The 17,922-nt window shown below is 62.9% G+C and carries 18 protein-coding genes; 8 read left to right on the top strand and 10 right to left on the bottom strand.

Annotation, left to right across the window (positions count from 1 at the left end; all coding sequences use genetic code 11):
* The first annotated feature begins 86 nt into the window (after positions 1 to 86).
* The gene (locus L0U84_RS37025) at positions 87 to 665 is read left to right on the top strand and encodes a hypothetical protein (RefSeq protein ID WP_233857991.1); all 579 of its coding nucleotides are present in this window, start codon (positions 87 to 89) and stop codon (positions 663 to 665) included.
* A gap of 24 nt (positions 666 to 689) precedes the next feature.
* Here L0U84_RS37025 and L0U84_RS37020 read toward each other — a convergent pair whose 3' ends face one another.
* Positions 690 to 1,391, bottom strand: coding sequence for a FadR/GntR family transcriptional regulator (locus tag L0U84_RS37020; RefSeq protein WP_233857989.1), 702 nt, complete (start codon positions 1,389 to 1,391; stop codon positions 690 to 692).
* Positions 1,392 to 1,556: 165 nt separating this feature from the next.
* On the opposite strand from L0U84_RS37020, the gene L0U84_RS37015 reads away from it, so the two are divergent.
* From L0U84_RS37015 to L0U84_RS37000, 4 genes are all read left to right on the top strand, one after another.
* Positions 1,557 to 2,711: a mandelate racemase family protein gene (locus L0U84_RS37015; RefSeq protein ID WP_233857987.1), complete on the top strand. Its 1,155-nt coding sequence runs from the start codon at positions 1,557 to 1,559 to the stop codon at positions 2,709 to 2,711.
* A 246-nt stretch (positions 2,712 to 2,957) separates the two neighbouring features.
* Positions 2,958 to 4,145, top strand: coding sequence for a porin (locus tag L0U84_RS37010; protein WP_233857985.1), 1,188 nt, complete (start codon positions 2,958 to 2,960; stop codon positions 4,143 to 4,145).
* Between the two features lie 58 nt (positions 4,146 to 4,203).
* Entirely contained in the window at positions 4,204 to 6,003 is a 1,800-nt protein-coding gene (locus tag L0U84_RS37005) for a sodium:solute symporter family transporter (protein WP_233857983.1), read from the top strand.
* 89 nt (positions 6,004 to 6,092) lie between these two features.
* Positions 6,093 to 7,298: an oligogalacturonate lyase family protein gene (locus L0U84_RS37000; protein WP_233857982.1), complete on the top strand. Its 1,206-nt coding sequence runs from the start codon at positions 6,093 to 6,095 to the stop codon at positions 7,296 to 7,298.
* On the opposite strand, the gene L0U84_RS36995 is transcribed toward L0U84_RS37000, so the two are convergent.
* Genes L0U84_RS36995 through L0U84_RS36985 form a run of 3 tightly spaced genes read right to left on the bottom strand, consistent with a single transcriptional unit; the run spans position 7,258 to position 9,779 of the window.
* Positions 7,258 to 8,364, bottom strand: a complete 1,107-nt coding sequence (locus L0U84_RS36995) for a M14 family metallopeptidase (protein WP_233857980.1) — start codon at positions 8,362 to 8,364, stop codon at positions 7,258 to 7,260. The two genes, L0U84_RS37000 and L0U84_RS36995, sit on opposite strands and share 41 nt — an antisense overlap.
* Before the next feature lie 14 nt (positions 8,365 to 8,378).
* Positions 8,379 to 9,572 (bottom strand): M20 aminoacylase family protein, encoded by a 1,194-nt coding sequence (locus L0U84_RS36990; RefSeq protein ID WP_233857978.1) that lies wholly within the window; start codon positions 9,570 to 9,572, stop codon positions 8,379 to 8,381.
* A 27-nt stretch (positions 9,573 to 9,599) separates the two neighbouring features.
* Positions 9,600 to 9,779 carry a hypothetical protein gene (locus tag L0U84_RS36985; protein WP_233857976.1) on the bottom strand — a complete coding sequence of 60 codons (180 nt, stop codon included), beginning with the start codon at positions 9,777 to 9,779 and terminating at the stop codon, positions 9,600 to 9,602.
* A 175-nt stretch (positions 9,780 to 9,954) separates the two neighbouring features.
* Between L0U84_RS36985 and L0U84_RS36980 the strand changes: the two genes are divergently transcribed.
* Together L0U84_RS36980 and L0U84_RS36975 are read left to right on the top strand one after the other, a co-directional pair.
* Entirely contained in the window at positions 9,955 to 10,827 is an 873-nt protein-coding gene (locus tag L0U84_RS36980; RefSeq protein WP_233857974.1) for a LysR family transcriptional regulator, read from the top strand.
* Positions 10,828 to 11,114: 287 nt separating this feature from the next.
* Positions 11,115 to 12,020 (top strand): cation diffusion facilitator family transporter, encoded by a 906-nt coding sequence (locus L0U84_RS36975; protein ID WP_233857972.1) that lies wholly within the window; start codon positions 11,115 to 11,117, stop codon positions 12,018 to 12,020.
* Positions 12,021 to 12,585: 565 nt separating this feature from the next.
* Here the strand turns inward: L0U84_RS36975 and L0U84_RS36970 are convergent.
* Positions 12,586 to 12,858: a hypothetical protein gene (locus L0U84_RS36970; protein WP_129958085.1), complete on the bottom strand. Its 273-nt coding sequence runs from the start codon at positions 12,856 to 12,858 to the stop codon at positions 12,586 to 12,588.
* 303 nt (positions 12,859 to 13,161) lie between these two features.
* On the opposite strand from L0U84_RS36970, the gene L0U84_RS36965 reads away from it, so the two are divergent.
* Entirely contained in the window at positions 13,162 to 13,977 is an 816-nt protein-coding gene (locus L0U84_RS36965) for a class I SAM-dependent methyltransferase (RefSeq protein ID WP_233857970.1), read from the top strand.
* Between the two features lie 150 nt (positions 13,978 to 14,127).
* Here L0U84_RS36965 and L0U84_RS36960 read toward each other — a convergent pair whose 3' ends face one another.
* From L0U84_RS36960 to L0U84_RS36940, 5 genes are all read right to left on the bottom strand, one after another.
* Positions 14,128 to 14,433 carry an acylphosphatase gene (locus L0U84_RS36960; protein ID WP_233857969.1) on the bottom strand — a complete coding sequence of 102 codons (306 nt, stop codon included), beginning with the start codon at positions 14,431 to 14,433 and terminating at the stop codon, positions 14,128 to 14,130.
* A gap of 62 nt (positions 14,434 to 14,495) precedes the next feature.
* Positions 14,496 to 15,584, bottom strand: coding sequence for a hypothetical protein (locus tag L0U84_RS36955; RefSeq protein ID WP_233857967.1), 1,089 nt, complete (start codon positions 15,582 to 15,584; stop codon positions 14,496 to 14,498).
* A 22-nt stretch (positions 15,585 to 15,606) separates the two neighbouring features.
* On the bottom strand, positions 15,607 to 16,047 hold the full coding sequence (locus L0U84_RS36950) for a hypothetical protein (protein WP_233857965.1): 441 nt from the start codon (positions 16,045 to 16,047) through the stop codon (positions 15,607 to 15,609).
* A 488-nt stretch (positions 16,048 to 16,535) separates the two neighbouring features.
* Complete coding sequence (locus L0U84_RS36945) at positions 16,536 to 17,240, bottom strand: Gfo/Idh/MocA family protein (protein ID WP_233857963.1); 705 nt, start codon at positions 17,238 to 17,240, stop codon at positions 16,536 to 16,538.
* A 246-nt stretch (positions 17,241 to 17,486) separates the two neighbouring features.
* A complete protein-coding gene (locus L0U84_RS36940) occupies positions 17,487 to 17,900 on the bottom strand; it encodes a RidA family protein (RefSeq protein WP_233857961.1) in 414 nt (137 codons plus the stop codon).
* Positions 17,901 to 17,922 lie beyond the last annotated feature (22 nt).

The following is a 17,922-nucleotide window of genomic DNA, read 5'->3' as shown; positions in this document are numbered from 1 at the left end:
CGCGCCGACGCCAGCAGCGGTGGCGCGCAAACTCTGCCTCACAAAAAGTGTCGAATCTGCGATGTCATCACACATGGAGGGACATCATGCATAGACGAACCGAAGGTGCTCCCGACGCTCACGGATTGGGTGCTTCGAGGGGGTGCCCGGGTGGTTTCGCGTTGCCTGTCCCGGCAACCGCGAGCGCGGCGGCCTTGCTCGGCGCGATTCTGCTGGCCGGTTGCGCGCAACCGTTGACCGCGTTCCACCCCGGCGAAGATGCCGCGCTGCTGACCACCCGGCTAGGCCAGCCGGCCGAAACCTACAGCCTGCCCGACGGCAGTAAGCGCCTGATGTGGCCGACGCAGCCGCTTGGGGTGACGACGATCGCCGCCGATGTGTCGGCCGACGGCAAGATCGAAAGCGTGCATCAGGTGCTGCAACCGAGTGAATTCAATCAGGCGCAGGTCGGCACGTGGACCAAGCAGGACGTGCTCGTGCATTTTGGCCGCCCGGCCGAATCGAAAACCATGCCGCGCCTCAACGAGGAAGTCTGGAGCTACCGCTATCAGGACAGCGGCGTCTGGCATCTGCTGTACAACTTCTACTTCGATCAATCCGGCGTGCTGCGGCTCACGCAGCAGTCGCCCGACCCGCTGCGACAGACCGGCGACACGCTTTACTGAGCGACGCCGTCCGACGGCGCAGCGTCAAGCCGCGCCCTCAGCACTTCTCAACCGCGCGCGGCTATTGGACAGGTGCATATGCATCGCCGCGCGCGCACCGTCGACATCACCGCGTGAAATCGCCTCGTAAATGTTCAGGTGCTCGCTGTTGACGCGCGACGAGTAGCTCGAAGGATCGAGCCGCGGTCGCGGCGCGAACGACGGATCGAGTTGCGACAGCACATCGACGAAAAACGGATTGCCGGTCGCGCGCGCAATCTGGATGTGGAACTGGAAGTCGTACGGCGCGGCATCGACGCCGGCACCTGCATGCGCGTCGAGGTCGTCGAGCGCGGCCTTGATCGCCACGAGGTCCTGGCGCGACGCGCGCTGCGCGGCGAGCCCCGCGCTTTCCGTTTCGATGCAGATGCGCAGCTCCAGAATCGCCAGCACGTCGCGGCGCGTGCGCGCGGTGGCCCCCGACAGCTCAACGGTCGGCGACGGCGCGCCGGCGTCGAGCACGTAGCTGCCCATTCCCTGGCGCGTCTCAATCTGACCGGACATGCGCAGCCTCTGCACCGCCTCGCGCGCGACCGCGCGGCTCACTTCCTGAGTGCGCATCAGGTCGAATTCGGTCGGCAGCTGGTCGCCCGGCTTGAGCGCCCCCGTGCGGATCTGCTCGCTGAGCCAGTCGTACACGTTTTCGGCACGCCGCCGTGTGCGACGTACGGGCAACGGAGAATTCATTGAGTCGTCCAGATTCGTTGTGTTAAATTGTCCGTCATACGATGACTGACAGTAGTTGATAGTTCGAGTATACCGCTGGCGCCGCGCGCCCGCGATGTCCGCGCGCCGCCCGGGCGGCTCTCGCGCCCTGGGCGGAGCCGATTCAACCCCTATGGAACCGAATTCATGAAGATCGAACGCGTCACGCGCACCGTCTTTACCTATCCCACGCGGCGCGCCGTCGATAGCGGCGGCCACTCGCACCCCGGCGACGAGCGCGAGGCCACGATGGCCCTGCTGAAAATCGAGGCGGACAACGGCGCGGCCGGCTACGCGTTCGGGCCACCGGAGGTGATCCGCGAGGAACTCCTTGCCGCGCACGTGCGGCGCGTGCTGCTCGGGCAGCATCCGTTCCAGCGCGAGGCGCTGTGGCAGGACCTCGCGCACCGGCAACGCGGCAGCGCCGGCCAGCTGACCGACCGCGCGCTGGCGATCGTCGATCAGGCGCTATGGGATCTGGCCGGGCGGGCGCTGCAAACGCCGGTCTACCAGTTGATCGGCGGTTATCGCGACAAGGTTCCGGCCTATGGCAGCACGATGTGCGGCGACGAGCTCGCCGGCGGCCTCGCCACGCCCGACGACTACGGGCGCTTCGCCGAAAAGCTCGTCGCACGCGGCTACAAGGCGATCAAGCTGCACACGTGGATGCCGCCGGTGTCGTTCGCGCCGGACGTGACGATGGACATCAAGGCGTGCGCGGCGGTGCGCGAGGCGGTCGGCCCGGACATCGCGCTGATGCTCGACGGCTACCACTGGTACAGCCGCACCGACGCGCTGCGAATCGGCCGTGCGCTCGAACAACTGAATTTCGCGTGGTTCGAGGAGATGATGGACGAGCAGAGCATGGCCTCGTACAAGTGGCTCGCCGACCAGCTCGACGTGCCGATCGTCGGACCGGAATCGATGTCGGGCAAGCATCATCTGCGCGCGGACTGGGTCGCCGCCAATGCCTGCGACATCCTGCGCGCGGGCGTGGCCGGCGTCGGCGGCATCTCGCCGACGCTCAAGGTCGCGCATCTGGCCGAATCGTTCGGGATGAACTGCGAAATCCACGGCAACGGCGCGGCCAACCTGGCCGTCACGGCCGCCGTGTCGAACTGCCGCTGGTATGAGCGCGGCCTGCTGCACCCGTTTCTCGACTACGACGTGCCGCCCGCCTATCTGCGCAGCCTCGCCGATCCCATGGACGCCGACGGTTTCGTGCATCTGTCGCAGGCGCCTGGCCTCGGCGAGGACATCGATTTCGAGTACATCGCCGCGCACACGATTCAGAGCAGCTGATCGGGCGCGAGCAGGTTGGGCGGGTCTGCCGATCCGACCCTGCTCCTTCATTCCATCCCCAATTCCCGTGCGAGGGTATACCGCCATTGAGACAGTTGTTCGATGACTGATAATGTTCGTTGTCGGTTGTACGATGACGAATAAATAAACAGGTTATCGAACATCCGGCGAACAACTAAAAACATCCGCCCGACTGGCTCCACCTCGGTCAGGCGAGACCTTCTAACGTGATGGAAGTGAATCAGGATGTCGACCACAAATAGACTGTGCACAGCTCTCGCACTGTGCATCGGCCAGCTGGCCGCCGCTTACTCGCCCGAACTGCTGGCCCAGGAGACGCCGGTGCAGTTCTCAGGATGGTCCGACAAGGCCTACACGCCCTACGGTGGCGATTCGATCAATTTCTATGGGCGCTTCATCAACTCGATCGACTGGGTCACGGGCGGCGGCAATCCCGGCAGTGTGCGCATGGCCAACTACGGCTCGGCATGGGGCTTTCGCGGCTCCGAGACACTGACCTCGGACCTGAAGGCGGTCTTCCAGGTGGAAAGCTCGTTCAGCACGACGGACGGCACCGGCACGTTCGGCGCCCGCGAAACCTTCGTCGGTCTCTCGAGCAAGACCTTCGGCTCGCTGCGCATGGGCCGCTTCCAGGCGCCGTTCGACCGTCACGGCATCTTTGGCGACACGCTCGCCGAAACCCAGGGCCTAGGCATCACCACCGTGCTGTGGTCGAACTGCGGCATCGCGATGAAGGGCACCGCCGGCTATACGAAAGCGCAGGGCTGTTTCGACATCAAGTACCCGACCTCGATCCGCTACGATTCGCCGAATTTCGGCCCGGTGTTCGGCGCGGTGCAGTATTACGCGTACGATCAGGACGTCAACAACGGCGGCCTCGGCGCGCCGCATGTGTGGTCGGCATCGCTCAACTACGTGAGCGGCCGGCTGCAGGCGGCGATCGGCTTCGAAGGCGATTACGGCGTGCTGGGGCCGGGGCAGAACAACTATGCGGCGGAAATCGTCGCCGGCTACCAGCTCACGCAGTCGGTCTACTTCGGCGGCATCGTCCAGCAGCTCAATTACGAGGTCAACGCGCAGCGCCAGAACATCCGTCAGAACATGCTCGGTCTCGTTGCGCGCTATACGCCCGGTCCGTGGGGCTTCGAGCTGAACTACGGCATCGCCGGCAGCGGTTACGGCAGCGCGCCGATCGGCGCGTCGGTCGGCTCGGTCAAGAAAGGGCCGAACACCGGCGCGCAGCACATCGTGTTCACGACGCGCTATGACTTCTCGAAGCGCACCGCGCTCTATGCGCAGCTCGTTGCGCTGCGCAACGCGTCGAACGCGATCTACAGCATCAAGCCGATGGGCATCCAGAGCCCCGGCGAAAACGAACAGGGCGTCTCTCTCGGCATCATTCACTACTTCTGATCCGTACCGCAGCACGACTCTCTTCGATTCAAAGACATCAGCCTGCGCGGAGAAATGCATGGACATCAACATTCTCGTCGTGGTCGCGTATATCGGCTTTCTGATCGCGATCACCCTGTCGTTCCGTTCCTTCAACCGGAACACGAGCGACTATTTCAGCGGCGGCGGCAAGGTGCTGTGGTGGATGGTGGGCGCCACCGCCTTCATGACGCAGTTCTCCGCGTGGACCTTTACCGGCGCGGCGTCGAAAGCATTCAACGACGGCTTCGCGATCGTCGTGCTGTATCTGGCCAACGCGGTCGGCTATCTGAGCAACTATCTGTACTTCGCGCCGCGCTTCAGGCAGATGCGCGTCGTCACCGCAACCGAAGCATTGCGCTCGCGCTTCGGCCGGACCAGCGAGCAGAGCTTCGTGTGGCTCAGCGTGCTCGACGGGCTGCTGTCGGCCGGGCAATGGCTGAATGGTCTCGCGATCATCACCGGCGCGGTGTTTCATCTGCCGGTCGGCACGGTGATCGTCGGAACGGGACTCGTCGTGATCGCGATGGCACTCGCGGGCGGTGCATGGGTAATGGTCGCCTCCGACTATCTGCAGATGCTGATCGTGATGGCCGTCACCTTCACGTGCACGATCGTTGCGCTCGGCAATGCGGGCGGCATCGCGCCGATCGTCGGCAGCTTCCACGATACCTTCTGGACCGGCCACGGCTACGCCTATGCGGGGCTCTTTGCGGTGTGGGTCGTGATGATCGTCGTCAAACAGATCTTCATGATGAACAACGGCCTGAACTCGTACCGCTACATCTGCGCGAAAGACAGCGAGCATGCGCGCAAGGGCGCGTTGCTGACCTGCGTGCTGAGCATTCTCGGGCCGCTCGTGTGGTTCGTGCCGGCGTGGTTCATGCATTACCGGATGCCCGATTTCGCCGGCGACTTCGGCATGCTCGGCCACGATGCCCGTGAAGCCGTATTCGTCGCGTTCGTGTCGAAGTTCATGCCGGCCGGGATGCTGGGCCTCCTGATGGCGGCGATGTTCGCCGCCTCGATGTCGGCGATGGACGCCGGCATCAACCGCAACGCCGGCTTCTTCGTGCGCAATTTCTATCGCACGGTGTTGCGCCCGAAGGCCAGCGAAAAGGAGCTGATGGTCGCATCGAAGCTCGCGTCGCTGGTGTTCGGGTTGATGGTCGTCGGCGTCGGTATGGCGATCAATGCGGTGCACGGCATGACGCTGTTCGACATCCTCGTCACGCTGAGCGCGATGGTGACGTTCCCGCTCGCGGTGCCCGCGATGCTCGGCTTCGTCGTACGCAAGACGCCGGACTGGTCGGGTTGGGTAACGCTGCTGGTCGGTCTCGTGGTCTCGTACGTTTTCGGCATCCTGATCGGGCAGACGACGATCGAAGCGTGGTTCGGCATCAAGCTGAGCGGACGCGAATGGGCGGATCTGCGGGTGTCGATCGTGCTGCTTGCGCATGTCGTGATCACCGGCGGTTTCTTCGTGTCGACGCGCCTGTTCTATTCGGAATCGAATGCGACGCGCGTGGCCGAACGCCGCGACCTGTTCCAGCGCTGGGACACCCCTGTCGAGTCCGACAACGACGACGCCACCGACAGCGAGCGCGAGCATCGTCAGCGTGGCCTGCTAGGCCGGCTGGTGTGCCTGGCGGCGCTCGGCATCATGGCGCTCGCGCTGCTGCCCAACGCGATGAACGGACGCTTCGTGTTCCTGATCTGCGGCGCGGTTCTGCTCGTGCCGGGCGCATGGCTGTATTACTCCGCCAGCGCGGGACGGGTGGCCGCCGTCGCAGAGCGCCGCGAGAGCGCGAAAGGCAAGATGACGCGCTCGCGAACCTGAGTGCGCGGACCCTCGTCCGTGAAACGAAACAAACGAAACGAATGGGCTCGCGGCCATCGCGCCGCGCGGCTCGCTGCGAAGGACTGACAATGAGCAAGGGCACAACGCTACAACTCGACTACGCGGAACACGTCGATCCGCTAACCGGCGCAAAGGTCACGCGCCTCACGCCGCCGCACGTGACGTGTCATCGCAACTACTTCTATCAGAAGTGTTTCACCAACGACGGCAACCGCCTGCTATTCGGCGGTGGTTTCGACGGGCACTGGAACTACTGGCTGCTCGATCTGCCCACCGGCGTCGCGACACAGCTCACCGAAGGCCCGGGCGACAACACGTTCGGCGGCTTTCTGTCGCCCGGCGACACGCATCTCTACTACGTGAAGAACGACCGCCGTTTGCAGCGGCTCGACCTGCGCACGCTGGAAGAGTCCGTGGTCTATGAAGTGCCCGACGATTTCGTCGGCTACGGTACGTGGGTCGCGAATTCGGCGTGCAGCAAGGTGGTCGGTATCGAGATCGCGGCGGACGACTACATGCCGTTGACCGACTGGCGCAAATTCCACGAGTTCTATTTCAAACAGCCGCGCTGCCGCCTGCTCAGCATCGACCTGCGCGACGGCGCATGCACGGTGATCCACGAAGCGCATCAATGGCTTGGACATCCCATTTATCGTCCGTTCGACGACCACACCGTCGCCTTCTGCCACGAAGGCCCGCACGATCTCGTCGACACACGCATGTGGCTCGTCGATGAAGACGGCACCGATGTGCGCAAAGTCCACGAACACGCAGAAGGCGAAAGCTGCACGCATGAATTCTGGGTGCCGGACGGCAGCCGGATGATCTACGTGTCGTATCGCAAAGGCGATCCGCGACGCACGATCCGCAGCTTCGATCCGCGGCTCGATGCCGACGTCGAACTGATGGACATGCCGCCGTGCTCGCATCTGATGAGCAATCACGACGGCTCGCTGCTGGTCGGCGACGGCTCAGACACGCCCGTCGACGTCAGCGACGTCGGTGCGCACGAGATCGAAAACGATCCTTATCTGTACCTGTTCGAACCGGCGACGCGCACGACCAGGCGCATCGCCGCGCACAATACGTCATGGCGCGTGCTCGACGGCAATCGTCAGGTCACGCATCCGCATCCGTCGTTCACACCGGATAACCGCAAGGTGCTGTTCACCTCCGATTGCGACGGGCTGCCCGCGCTGTATCTGGCGGACTTGCCTGCGGCTACCGCGAGCGCTACGCCATTGCGGCAGCAGGCTCCCGCGACAGCCCGATAACCGCCTGCAGAATCGCGGCGCGCGCCTGACCGAGAATCAGGCCGCGCCACACGTCGTCCTCGCAGTAAAAGCCAGCGCGGATCTCGTCGCGAATCGCGTCGATCTGTTGCGGGTCCGCGTCGGGATGCTGACGCACCCAGCTATCGGCGCGCAACCGGTGCAGCATGTCGACGAGCGGCACCGTGCCGTACTCGATCGCAATCGCCGTGGTGCGCGCATGCGTGCACGCGCGGCGCAGCGTATCGAGCACCGGACCCGCGACGTTGGCCGCAACCGACGTGCCGTCGAGCGGACTCGTCACGTCGGCGCCCCACCACGCGCGGGCGCGCTGCAATTCGTCGGCGCCGAGTTGCCCGACACAGATTTTCTCGCCGTGTCCATACGGACCGAGTCCCGTATGGAAATCGATCCAGCCGATGCTGTCGCAGGCCGGGCCGTACTGTTCGAACAGCGTCTGCAACAGCCGTGTGCTCCACACCGTGCGCGCGCCGCCGAAGAACATGCCGTCGGCGTGGCGGTACTGGCCGATCGTCAGCGCCTGCTGATAGGCAGCCTCGCCGCGCTCCTCGATATACCTCGCGATCGCCGCGGCGTTCTCCGCGCACGGCGGCCAGCCAGCCGGCACCAGCAACGCGTGCAGATCGTCGTACGCGGGATTGACCGGCAACGGCCGCGAGAAATCGATGCTGTTGCGGTTCAGATCGACGTTGTCTTCGTTCGTGCGGCTCAGATACGAGAAGCCGTACGGATTGATCGCATGCACGACGAGGATCGCGACATTCAGCCTGTCGAGCAGCGCGTGCATCGGCCGGTCGTGCAATAGCGCGATCTGCGCGGCCGAGCCGCAAAATCCCTCGACGCCATGCGTGCCCGACGTCAGCACCAGCAGACGGCGTGCGTTTGCCGGACCGATGCGCGCGACGTCGGTGGCGAGCTCCTCGCCGTTAAGGCCACGCAGACCGGGTATCACGTGACTGTCGACGCGCGCCGCCGCATCCGCGGCGGAGCGCAGATAGAGCCGCCGCGCATTCACGTATGACGACGCGAAATACGACGATGGGTTCATCGGAGCTCCAGGAGTTATGCGGGTTTCAGGAACGATTCGGTCAGACGCACCCAGTAGGTCGAGCCGAGCGACAGCACGTCGTCGTTGAAATCGTAGCTGGTGTTGTGCAGCATGCACGGACCAAGCCCGTGACCGTGATCGCGATGCTCGCCATTACCGTTGCCGATGTACGCGTAGCAGCCCGGCTTTTCGAGCAGCATGAACGAGAAGTCTTCAGCGCCCATGGTCGGATCGATGTTCGTCTCGACATGCTCCCTGCCGACGATTTCCTGCATCACGCCCAGCGCGAAATGCGTTTCCTTTTCGGTGTTGACGGTCGGCGGATAGTTGCGGCGGAACGAGAACTCGACCGAGCAGCCGTACGCCAGCGCGGTCGCTTCCGCAAGCTGCTTCATGCGGCTTTCGATCAGATCGAGCACTTCGACCGAGAACGTGCGCACCGTGCCGGCCAGCGTCGCCGTGTCGGGGATCACGTTGACCGCTTCGCCCGCGTTGATCTGCGTGATCGACAGCACGGCCGCATCGATCGGACGTTTGTTGCGCGTCATGATGCTTTGCAGCCCGGTGCCGATCTGCATCGCGGTGAAGACCGGATCGATGCCGTTGTGCGGGATCGCCGCGTGCGCGCCGACACCCTTCACGGTGATCCTGAATTCGTTGCTCGACGCCTGGGTCGCGCCGACGCGCGCGCCGAACTCGCCGGCCGGCATGCCCGGCCAGTTATGCAGCGCGAACACCGCATCGACCGGGAAGCGCTCGAACAGACCATCTTCGATCATCGCCTTCGCGCCGCCGCCGCCCTCCTCCGCCGGCTGGAACATGAACACGACGGTGCCGTCGAAATTGCGATGCTGCGACAGATACTGCGCGGCGCCGAGCAGCATCGCGGTATGGCCGTCGTGGCCGCACGCATGCATCTTGCCCGGATGCTGCGACGCGTGCTCGAACGTGTTCAGCTCCTGGATCGGCAGCGCGTCCATGTCGGCGCGCAGGCCGATCGACTTGCGGCTCGAACCGTGGCGCAATACGCCGACCACGCCGGTCTTGCCGAGCCCGCGCGTCACTTCGATGCCCCACGCTTCGAGCTGCCGCGCGACGACATCGGCGGTGCGGTGCTCTTCGTAGCACAACTCCGGGTGCGCGTGAATGTCGCGGCGGATCGCCTGGATGCCGGTGTTGGCGTGAGCAATTTCGGGGATGATTTTCATGGGGTATCCTGGTTGAGTCGGCGGGAATTACATCAGCGGTTGTTTCGAGCGGTCCTTCAGCAGCGCAATCGTGACCAGACCGATCACGCAGCCGAACAGGCCGTAATAGACGGTGACGACGACGATCACGCGCGCGTCGAAAGGCTTCGTTGTGGGGGTGCTGAAAGGTATCGCGTCGGATTCGCGTTGGTGAACCGATACATCCATTCCTGTCTCCATGTTCGTGACGATGGGCTCGCGCGCTATATCGCCTGTTCTTTTGACCTCATTGTCCATAGCCGCTTAAATCAAGGAAAGCTAAAATTTCTTGTTATTCACTTCAAGAAATTTGATGTCTCGCGGCCCGCGTCGGCGCCGCTCTCCCCACCTGGTCGAGGCCCCTTTGAGTACGATCCGTTTCCTACGCACCTTCGCCGCCGTCGCGCGTCACGGCTCGTTCGCGATTGCCGCCGAGCAGATGGCGCTCACGCAGTCGGCGGTCAGCATGCAGATGCGCGCGCTCGAAGCCGAGTTCAAACACGAGTTGTTCGATCGCAGCGGCCGCAAGGTCATGCTCAATGCGATGGGCAAGAGCCTGCTGCCGCACGCGCAGCAACTGCTCGCCGTGTACGAGGCGATGCGCGTGATGGCGGGCGGCCTCGAAGAAGACGTCGGGCCGGTGTCGATCGGCGCGGTCGAATCGGTCGTCGGCACCTTGGCCGAAGCCGTCGCGCACCTGAAGATGACGCGGCCGAGTCTCGACGTGCGCATTACGGCCGCGAAATCGGTCGATCTCGCCGCGCGCGTCGATTCGGGCGAAATCGACGCGGCCGTGATCATCGACACGCCGGGCCGCCGCCCGGCCAGCGTGCAATGGACACCGGTCTATTCGGAGCCGCTCGTGCTGCTCGCAAATGCGAACATGGCTGAAGCGCCTGTGGCCGAGCTATTGCGCACGCAGCGTTTTTTGCGCTTCGATCGAACTCAGCGGACCGGCGTGATCATCGACCGTGCGTTGCGCAAGCAGCGCGTGAAGGTCAATGAGTTTCTCGAACTCAATTCTCTGGAAGGGATCGCCGAACTCGTACGCCAGGGGATCGGCGTTGCGGTGGTGCCGCTGCTGCGCCGCTCCTCATGGACCCGCGACGACGCATTGCGCGTCGTACCGCTGCCCGAAGCCGGCGTGCGGCGCAACGTGGGGATGCTGGAGCGCGCGCAGCATGGAAAGATGAGCGTGACGGCCGCGATCGTGCGGCAGTTGAAGGAAGTGATCTGAGGTGGCTCAGCCTCCGCCCGATCCGTGGCCACCTCCGCCGCCATGACCGCCGCCCTCTCCTGCGCCATGCCCGCCTTCGCCGTGTGCCGAAGCGAATAAGCCTGAAATACGACACATGCGGAAATTGTTTGCGGCCGTTTTTTAGAGGCTCTGGATTTCGAATCTGAAGTGTATTGCGGGCAAATAATTTAATTGACCGTCAGTCGCAATACGAAGCGGGACACTCGTGCCCGATATACTCCCCCTCACCCCTGAACGTCTTTCAGCCACGGGCGAGCACTCGGACCATGAAAGCAACGGACCTCGAACAGCGCATCCTCAAACAATCCCTGCTTTGCACCGTGATGATCGCCGGACTCGGCATCGCGGTCGGGATTCTGAGCGGCTCGCTGGCGATCATCTTCGACGGCATGTTCTCCGCGCTCGACACCGCGATGTGCGGCCTGTCGCTGCTCGTCACCCGCCTGCTTCAACAGGAGGGCAGTCGACGCTTCCAGCACGGCTTCTGGCATATCGAGCCGCTCGTGCTGGTGTTCAACGGCAGCCTGCTGTCGGTGCTGTGCTTTTACGCCTTCATCAACGCGGTAAAAGGTCTGCTCGACGGCGGCCACGAGCTCGAATTCGGTTGGGGCGTTCTCTACGCCGTGGTGGTTGCCGCGTTCTGTTTCGCCATGTTCTGGCGCGAGCGGCGCGTGAATCGCGCGATCGACTCCGAACTGATCGGGCTCGACATCAAGAGCTGGCTGATGTCGGCGTGCATCAGTTCGGCGCTGCTGCTGGCGTTTTCGATTGCATGGCTGCTCGAACGAATCGGGTACGGCCACCTGACGCCGTACATCGACCCCGGCGTACTCGCGCTGCTGACGCTCGTCCTGATCCCGATGCCGATCGGAACCGTGATCGGCGCGGTCAAGGAAGTGTTGCTGATCACGCCGCCGGATCTGGAGCGCGAGTTGCGCGACCTGATGCAACAACTGACCGCCGACTACGGCTTCGTCAAGCACTCGCACTATGCGACGCGCGTCGGCCGCGGCCTGTTCGTCGAGGTGCATATCGTGTTGCCCGAGGCGATGGAGCACACCGGCGTCCGCCAGCTCGATCAGATCCGCGACAGGATCTCGCGCGCGATCGGCGAATCGGGCCCGGACCGCTGGCTGACGGTCGCGTTCACGCGCGACCCGCGCTGGTTGTAACCACGCGCGACCGACGCGCTTGCAGGCGGCCCGATTTTGCGACAACTACAGCCACGCCATTCGTCGATACGGAGTCGGCGGGTTTGATTCGCTGATACTTGCGTCGCTCAGTTAGGCGGCCGGCCGCAGTCGGGCGGCGGCCCTTTCGGCGGTTGATTGCCGTCGCCGTCGCGCGGTGGCGGAGGCGGCGGTGGATGACCCGAGTCCGATGGCGGAGGTCCCGGCGGATGATCGAAACACGGCGGGGGCGGCCGATTGCCGCCAGCGCCGCCATCCGATTGCGCCTGCGCCGTCACCGATACGCCAAGCGCGCACCCGGCCAATGCGAGCGCTACGAGCCTGCTTTTCATTTAGCGGTCCTTCTTTGAACGTCGCGGCTGCGACAACGCCCGCGACCTTATCGCGTCGGACCGGGCGATTGCGCTACCGTAAGTTGCCGGAAGCTTCAGTTGCCATTCCCGTTTCTAACATGCGCACGCGAAGCCGCCATTCCAGACACCACGGAAAAGCGCACCGTCAGTGCTCTCGCCATCAAGAACGAACAGGCAATCGACGTCCTTCGCGACTAGTCTCCAAACGGGTTGCCGGTGTCCTTCACTTCGGTACTGAGGTTGTATTCCGCTCGCACGGCCTTGAGTACGCCCTCGATGTCGCGCTCGAAGCCGATCGCGTTGCCGAAGTGGGTCATGTTCCAGTTGCAGCCGGTCTTGTCGGCCTCCTGCAACTGCGGCCGCGGCACGCGAATCTTCACGCCGTCCTCGACGATTTCCTGTAGTCGATGGATGCGCCGGTTGACCTCCTGCTGAAGCTGCGAGGCATTGAGCGTCTTGCGTATCATCCAGGTCTCCTTCCGGTTGCTCGAGCCAGTCTAGCGCAAGTGAGGCGCGTCGCGACCTGGCGCTTACATGCAAAGTGCCAGAGAGCAAGCAGCCGCGTTGGGTCGTTGGCACGCGTGAGCCGGCGACCGACGCACACGAAAGCGCGGCGGCTTCAGGCCACGATGGTTGTGCACCGCACCACGCAGTCGTGCGCTCTTTCTGTCGCCGGCCTGGATTGTTTCCCCGATAGGCAGAGACACGGTTTGCGAGGAACATAGGTCTGCGCTACAAGTTGCCAACGTGTCAAACCGGTGGGGGTGAGCATGGGACAACTCGACTTCAGCACCTTCGAGCACGAAGGTTGGGAGCGGGTCGCGCAGGCCTATCATGAGTATTTCGGTGATTTGACCGCCCAGTCGAACCACGCAATGCTCGAGACCCTTTGCGTTCGGCGGGGCGCGCGTTTTCTCGACGTCGCGTGCGGCCCTGGCTACCTCGCGGCGGCCGCTACGCGGTGCGGCGCGGATGTCGCTGGTGTGGATTTCTCGGTCGCGATGGTCGACAAGGCGAGACGCGTCTTTCCGGGACTCGAGTTCCGCGTCGGCGACGCGGAGGATTTGCCATTTCCCGACGAAAGCTTTGCGGCAGTGGGCATCAGCTTCGCACTGTTGCATTTTCCGCACCCCGAGCGCGCAGTCGCGGAGGCGTTTCGTGTACTTCAACCTAACGGCAGAATCGCCTTCACGGTATGGGCGACACCGAACAAGGCGGTGGGCTTCGGCATGGTGTTGAAGGCAATCGAAGAGCACGGCACGACCGATGTACCCGTCCCGCCGGGACCTCCCTTCTTTCGCTTCAGCGACTGGCAGGAATCGCGGCGCGTGCTGCTCGATGCCGGATTCGTCCAACCGGAGGTGCGGGAGTTGGATCTGACGCTCACGCTCCGTGCGCCCGATACCCCCTTTCATGCACTGCTACGCGGTGGCGTGCGAGTTGCCGCCTTGCTACACGGCCAGACGCCGGCCGCGCTCGCGTCGATTGAACGGGCCGTCGCACGCGACGCAGAGGCGTATCGAAGCGACACCGGGGAACTGCGGCTTCCCATGAGCTGCGTTCTGGCTTCCGCACTCAAGCCCTAGGGCGCGCGGGTCCATCCGAAGGGCCCGCGTTCGATGCGACCATCGGAGCACCGCGTGGCTTGCGCGCGAAATACCGCCGGTGCTCAAGGAGTGCGGTAGAAACAGGCGCGTTCCCGCTCGCCGAAGGATGCGGCAACCCTCCGACGTCCACTAGACCGTTGCGGCGAGCTTGAATTCATCGAACCTGGCCACTGGTAACGGTAGTTCCTGGACTTCCAGGCGGTCCACCAAAGCTGCATGCGCACCGTCAACCAGCCACTCGCAGATCCGGTCGAGTGCTTCAGCGTGGCCTTGCAACACAGCTTCGACCGAACCGTCCATCCGGTTGCGCACCCAACCCGTGATCCCTCGGGCCGTGGCCTCATCGATGCAAGCTTGCCGGTAACCTACTCCCTGCACGTGACCATATGCCCGCACCAGTCTGGTCCGCAAATCGGTATTGAACTGTGGCGTCATGGTGCACCCAACTCCAGTCCGGAAACAAAAGCTCTGCAGGCTACGAATCGCGAGTTCGACGGTCAACCTCCGCGCAGCTCGTCGCTTTCGCCTGCCGCGTCTGTTTCATCCCCATCCGCCTGTGTCGCTACCGGTGGCGTCGCAGGCTTGACACGTGTCCACCCCGTGGTATTCGCCGGTGCATGGAAGCGGAACTGCATGTTCCATGCGGCCCAAAACTTACGCTGTGCAGCCTGGGATGTCGGGAGAACAAAACCCAACTGCTCGGCGAGTGCCGGCAGATAAAGGTCAAACGCTGCTTTGACGACATCGCCCCAGCTCCTTGCCGCAAGTATCGCAAGCCGATACGCGATTGCTGCAATGGCGGCCGCAATCGCGGCATTGCGCAAAAGATCAGCCAACAGGCAGTTACCAGCCAGCCCCTCTACGAGCCACATGTCGATCGCTCGCACAAGGGTAAAGATGAACGTGAATGTACCCAGAACGACGAGTCCGACCAGAAAGTCAACCGGCGCCCTGGCGTCCGCAATTGCGGCTTGATAGTCCTTTGGGATGACTGCAAGAAGACGCGGCCATACAAATATGCTGTCAACTTTATAGACTTCGCTCGAGTAGCCCTCGAATGCACGCAACGTGTTCCCAAAGGCTGTAGAAAGGACAAGATTTTCATACCGGGGGAAATCACGGGCGTTCTGCTCCTGGGTGCGGTACAACCTCGCCCTTACGGTGGTTCTGTTCGATTCCGCCGTTCTGTATTCCGCCGATTCCTTTGAGTCTTTAAGCCGCTCGATCGTACTGTTCGCTGTATCGAGTTCCGTACGGAGGCGATCGATCAGGTCCAGCTGACGCTTGCGGCGATTGCGCTGTTCGCGCTTCCAGGCCTCGCGATCGAATGGCCATTTGTATCCTTCGAGGACCTGATAAAACCAGTTGTTCAATACCAGCAGGATCAGCGATAGAACCCACACGACTATGACGAAATAGAACAAGCCTCCAACCTTTTCGCTGTCCGAGGTCGCCTTGTTCAGCAACTCGCAAAATGCCGGGATATCCGCGTTGGCTGCGAGAAAGCCTGTAAAGCCAAGCAGGGCCGGCAAAAAGAAGCCGAGGATAAATGCTTTGTCCAGCAGTTTCGATAGGCCCGAGAGCATCGGAGGTTATCCCCTGGCGAGTTCAGCGACGCACTGGCGGCGGGTTGTCGTCATCCGGGTCTTGCTGCGACTGTCCCGGCAGACCTCCAAGTAAGAGCGCCTGGTGAGCGGCATCCAGATCGATGCTTTCCAATTTGCTGGGTGGCGTTGCCGAGCCCGAGTCGTCGACGAGATGTTGATGAAGAAAAGCGACGACCGCTGTGAGGGCTGTGAGGGCGCCCACGTAATCCTGGGAAATTGCCAGGTCATGGACTTCCAGGGTCCGCTTCATGACCAATTCGCGTAGCGGTTCCGGTGCTGACTCGTACTGGCGAGCGAACGCGCTGTTCCGTTTGATCTCTTCGAGCCGATCATTCGCTTTCGAGGCACTCCGGCGGGTTTGCCCCCTGGGTACATGCGTGGCGGTCCGGCCGACCACTTTTGTCAGCAGCTCGACGATTTCCCGAGACGAGTTTTCTTTCATCCTGGTCCTCCTGGAGGGAAGCACGCCCGCCTCCCCGGCGCCGCCCCGGTCGTCAGTGCTCGAACCGTTACTGGATGTTAGTACAGCTGTTCCGTAGGAGGAAACAGTATATCGGTGCGCTTGCCGCACAGGCGTGGCTTCCGAACTAGTTGGCAATTGCTCGCACTGGAAACGGGCAGGTGGTCATTCGTTCTTGTAGTGGCACTTCGCAGTAAGTGATTTGTCGCCAAGGTTCCAGGCCGTGCAAGCGGTTGGAACCGGACAATTTCTGAACACCCGCCGCGCAAACGTTCAACACTTGCGGGCGCGATTAGTTGCAGGGAAGTGTTGGTTTCGGATCGTCGCAGCGGGTCAAGGTGTACGGTGCGTCCCACCACCGTGCCCGCCTCGCCATCGTCACGACAGCAGTCAACACGGGTGCAGGCGGCCGGCAGCATGCTTCCTGACAGGCCCCTGCGTCGGCACAACCTTTGCGTACAAAGACCGCGTCAACTGGAGATAGCCATGATGCGATGTTTTGCAGACCTCGCGCCCAAGCGAGCGGTTCGCGGCAGTGCAGCCGTGCTTGCTGCCGCCCTACTCGTAGCGACCTGCGCGACGGGAATCGCGGCATTCGCTGGACTGCTTCCGAAATCCGACGGGGTAGCGACCGCCGTGACGGCTACGCCGTTGCTTGAAGTGCAGACCACCTTGATAGATCTCATCGAATCCGGCTCCGCCGACACGCCTTCAACTTCTGACGAAGCTCGCACACAAGCGTGGTTCGTAAGCGAACCTTGCCCGCCGCTGTGAGCGGGCATTTTCGCAGCCTTCGCCCATGGCCAGATCGGGCAAACGTGAATATTTGCCGCGACGCACCACGCGACATCACTTTCGGAACCCACTCCACCGTTAATCAGGCGTAGAGAACGGCTTTTGAAGTATTGCAGTTCGTTGAAGCGCTCCTGGCTGAACAACAGCGTCCCCTTGGTTCCGTACACCTCGAACTCGAGATGCATCTTGCGCCCGGTTGCGACCCAGTTCGCCTCGATTGACCCCGAGCAGCCGCGCTCGAACTTCACAATCAATCGCGCGATGTCATCGACCTTGACCTCCCGTCGCTCGACCGACCCAGGTGCGGCGGGACGAGTCTTATTGACGGTCTCGAGCCGGGCGTTCACCTGTGCAATAGGGCCCAGAAGGAAGCGCGCCATACCGACGATATGGTTGCCGATTTCGGCCAGAGCGCCGGCACCGTTCTGAACGGTCTACTCTCCAACTGTAGGGAATCTCAGGGTCCGCCACGTAGTCTTCTGCGTGCACGCCCCGGAAGCTCGTGAATTCGCCCAGTTCCCCGGACGCAAGCACATGCGGGAGCAACAGCGCGGCGTGGCCGCGCGAAGGAGCGTTGGTCGATTAGGTGTCGGTTCGACGCAAGAAGCGGCCCATGAAGATAGGGCTTACTTGCGGGTCGCAGCGACTAATTTGATTTCGACGATAAGCTCAGGACGCGCGAGCGCCGCGATACCGAGGATGGTCCATGCTGGGAAATCGACGCGGATGTAGCGCTCCTTCACTTCACGGAACGCCGCCAGGTGCGAGCCGACATCAACGTGGTAGGAGACCATTTCAACCACGTCCGAGAAGTCCAGACCGAGATGCGTGAGCACAGCTTCGATGCGCTTGAACGCGACATCGATTTGCTCCTTCGGGTCTTCCGGAATCGACCCATCGGCACGCAGACCGATTTGACCTGCGATGAAGACCAGTCCGTTCGCCGTAACAGCCGGCGAGTACTGGAACAGGTCGAAAATGCGGTTGCTTCCGAAAGTGGCGTCGTCTTCGGGGAGACGCAGACGCTCGATTCGGCTCATGACAGTCCTTCAATCAGTTGGT

Origin of the sequence: Paraburkholderia sp. HD33-4 (assembly GCF_021390635.1) — a bacterium.
GTDB lineage: Bacteria > Pseudomonadota > Gammaproteobacteria > Burkholderiales > Burkholderiaceae > Paraburkholderia.
The sequence above is the reverse complement of the archived record's forward strand: the minus strand, read 5'-3'. Positions and strand labels throughout refer to the sequence as shown.

Excerpts from the sequence above, each read along its gene's own strand:
- L0U84_RS37025 (WP_233857991.1), top strand. The coding sequence starts at position 87 with ATGCATAGACGAACCGAAGGTGCTCCCGACGCTCACGGATTGGGTGCT.
- L0U84_RS37020 (WP_233857989.1), bottom strand. The coding sequence starts at position 1,391 with ATGAATTCTCCGTTGCCCGTACGTCGCACACGGCGGCGTGCCGAAAAC.
- L0U84_RS37015 (WP_233857987.1), top strand. The coding sequence starts at position 1,557 with ATGAAGATCGAACGCGTCACGCGCACCGTCTTTACCTATCCCACGCGG.
- L0U84_RS37010 (WP_233857985.1), top strand. The coding sequence starts at position 2,958 with ATGTCGACCACAAATAGACTGTGCACAGCTCTCGCACTGTGCATCGGC.
- L0U84_RS37005 (WP_233857983.1), top strand. The coding sequence starts at position 4,204 with ATGGACATCAACATTCTCGTCGTGGTCGCGTATATCGGCTTTCTGATC.
- L0U84_RS37000 (WP_233857982.1), top strand. The coding sequence starts at position 6,093 with ATGAGCAAGGGCACAACGCTACAACTCGACTACGCGGAACACGTCGAT.
- L0U84_RS36995 (WP_233857980.1), bottom strand. The coding sequence starts at position 8,364 with ATGAACCCATCGTCGTATTTCGCGTCGTCATACGTGAATGCGCGGCGG.
- L0U84_RS36990 (WP_233857978.1), bottom strand. The coding sequence starts at position 9,572 with ATGAAAATCATCCCCGAAATTGCTCACGCCAACACCGGCATCCAGGCG.
- L0U84_RS36985 (WP_233857976.1), bottom strand. The coding sequence starts at position 9,779 with ATGGATGTATCGGTTCACCAACGCGAATCCGACGCGATACCTTTCAGC.
- L0U84_RS36975 (WP_233857972.1), top strand. The coding sequence starts at position 11,115 with ATGAAAGCAACGGACCTCGAACAGCGCATCCTCAAACAATCCCTGCTT.
- L0U84_RS36970 (WP_129958085.1), bottom strand. The coding sequence starts at position 12,858 with ATGATACGCAAGACGCTCAATGCCTCGCAGCTTCAGCAGGAGGTCAAC.
- L0U84_RS36965 (WP_233857970.1), top strand. The coding sequence starts at position 13,162 with ATGGGACAACTCGACTTCAGCACCTTCGAGCACGAAGGTTGGGAGCGG.
- L0U84_RS36960 (WP_233857969.1), bottom strand. The coding sequence starts at position 14,433 with ATGACGCCACAGTTCAATACCGATTTGCGGACCAGACTGGTGCGGGCA.
- L0U84_RS36955 (WP_233857967.1), bottom strand. The coding sequence starts at position 15,584 with ATGCTCTCGGGCCTATCGAAACTGCTGGACAAAGCATTTATCCTCGGC.
- L0U84_RS36950 (WP_233857965.1), bottom strand. The coding sequence starts at position 16,047 with ATGAAAGAAAACTCGTCTCGGGAAATCGTCGAGCTGCTGACAAAAGTG.
- L0U84_RS36945 (WP_233857963.1), bottom strand. The coding sequence starts at position 17,240 with ATGGCGCGCTTCCTTCTGGGCCCTATTGCACAGGTGAACGCCCGGCTC.
- L0U84_RS36940 (WP_233857961.1), bottom strand. The coding sequence starts at position 17,900 with ATGAGCCGAATCGAGCGTCTGCGTCTCCCCGAAGACGACGCCACTTTC.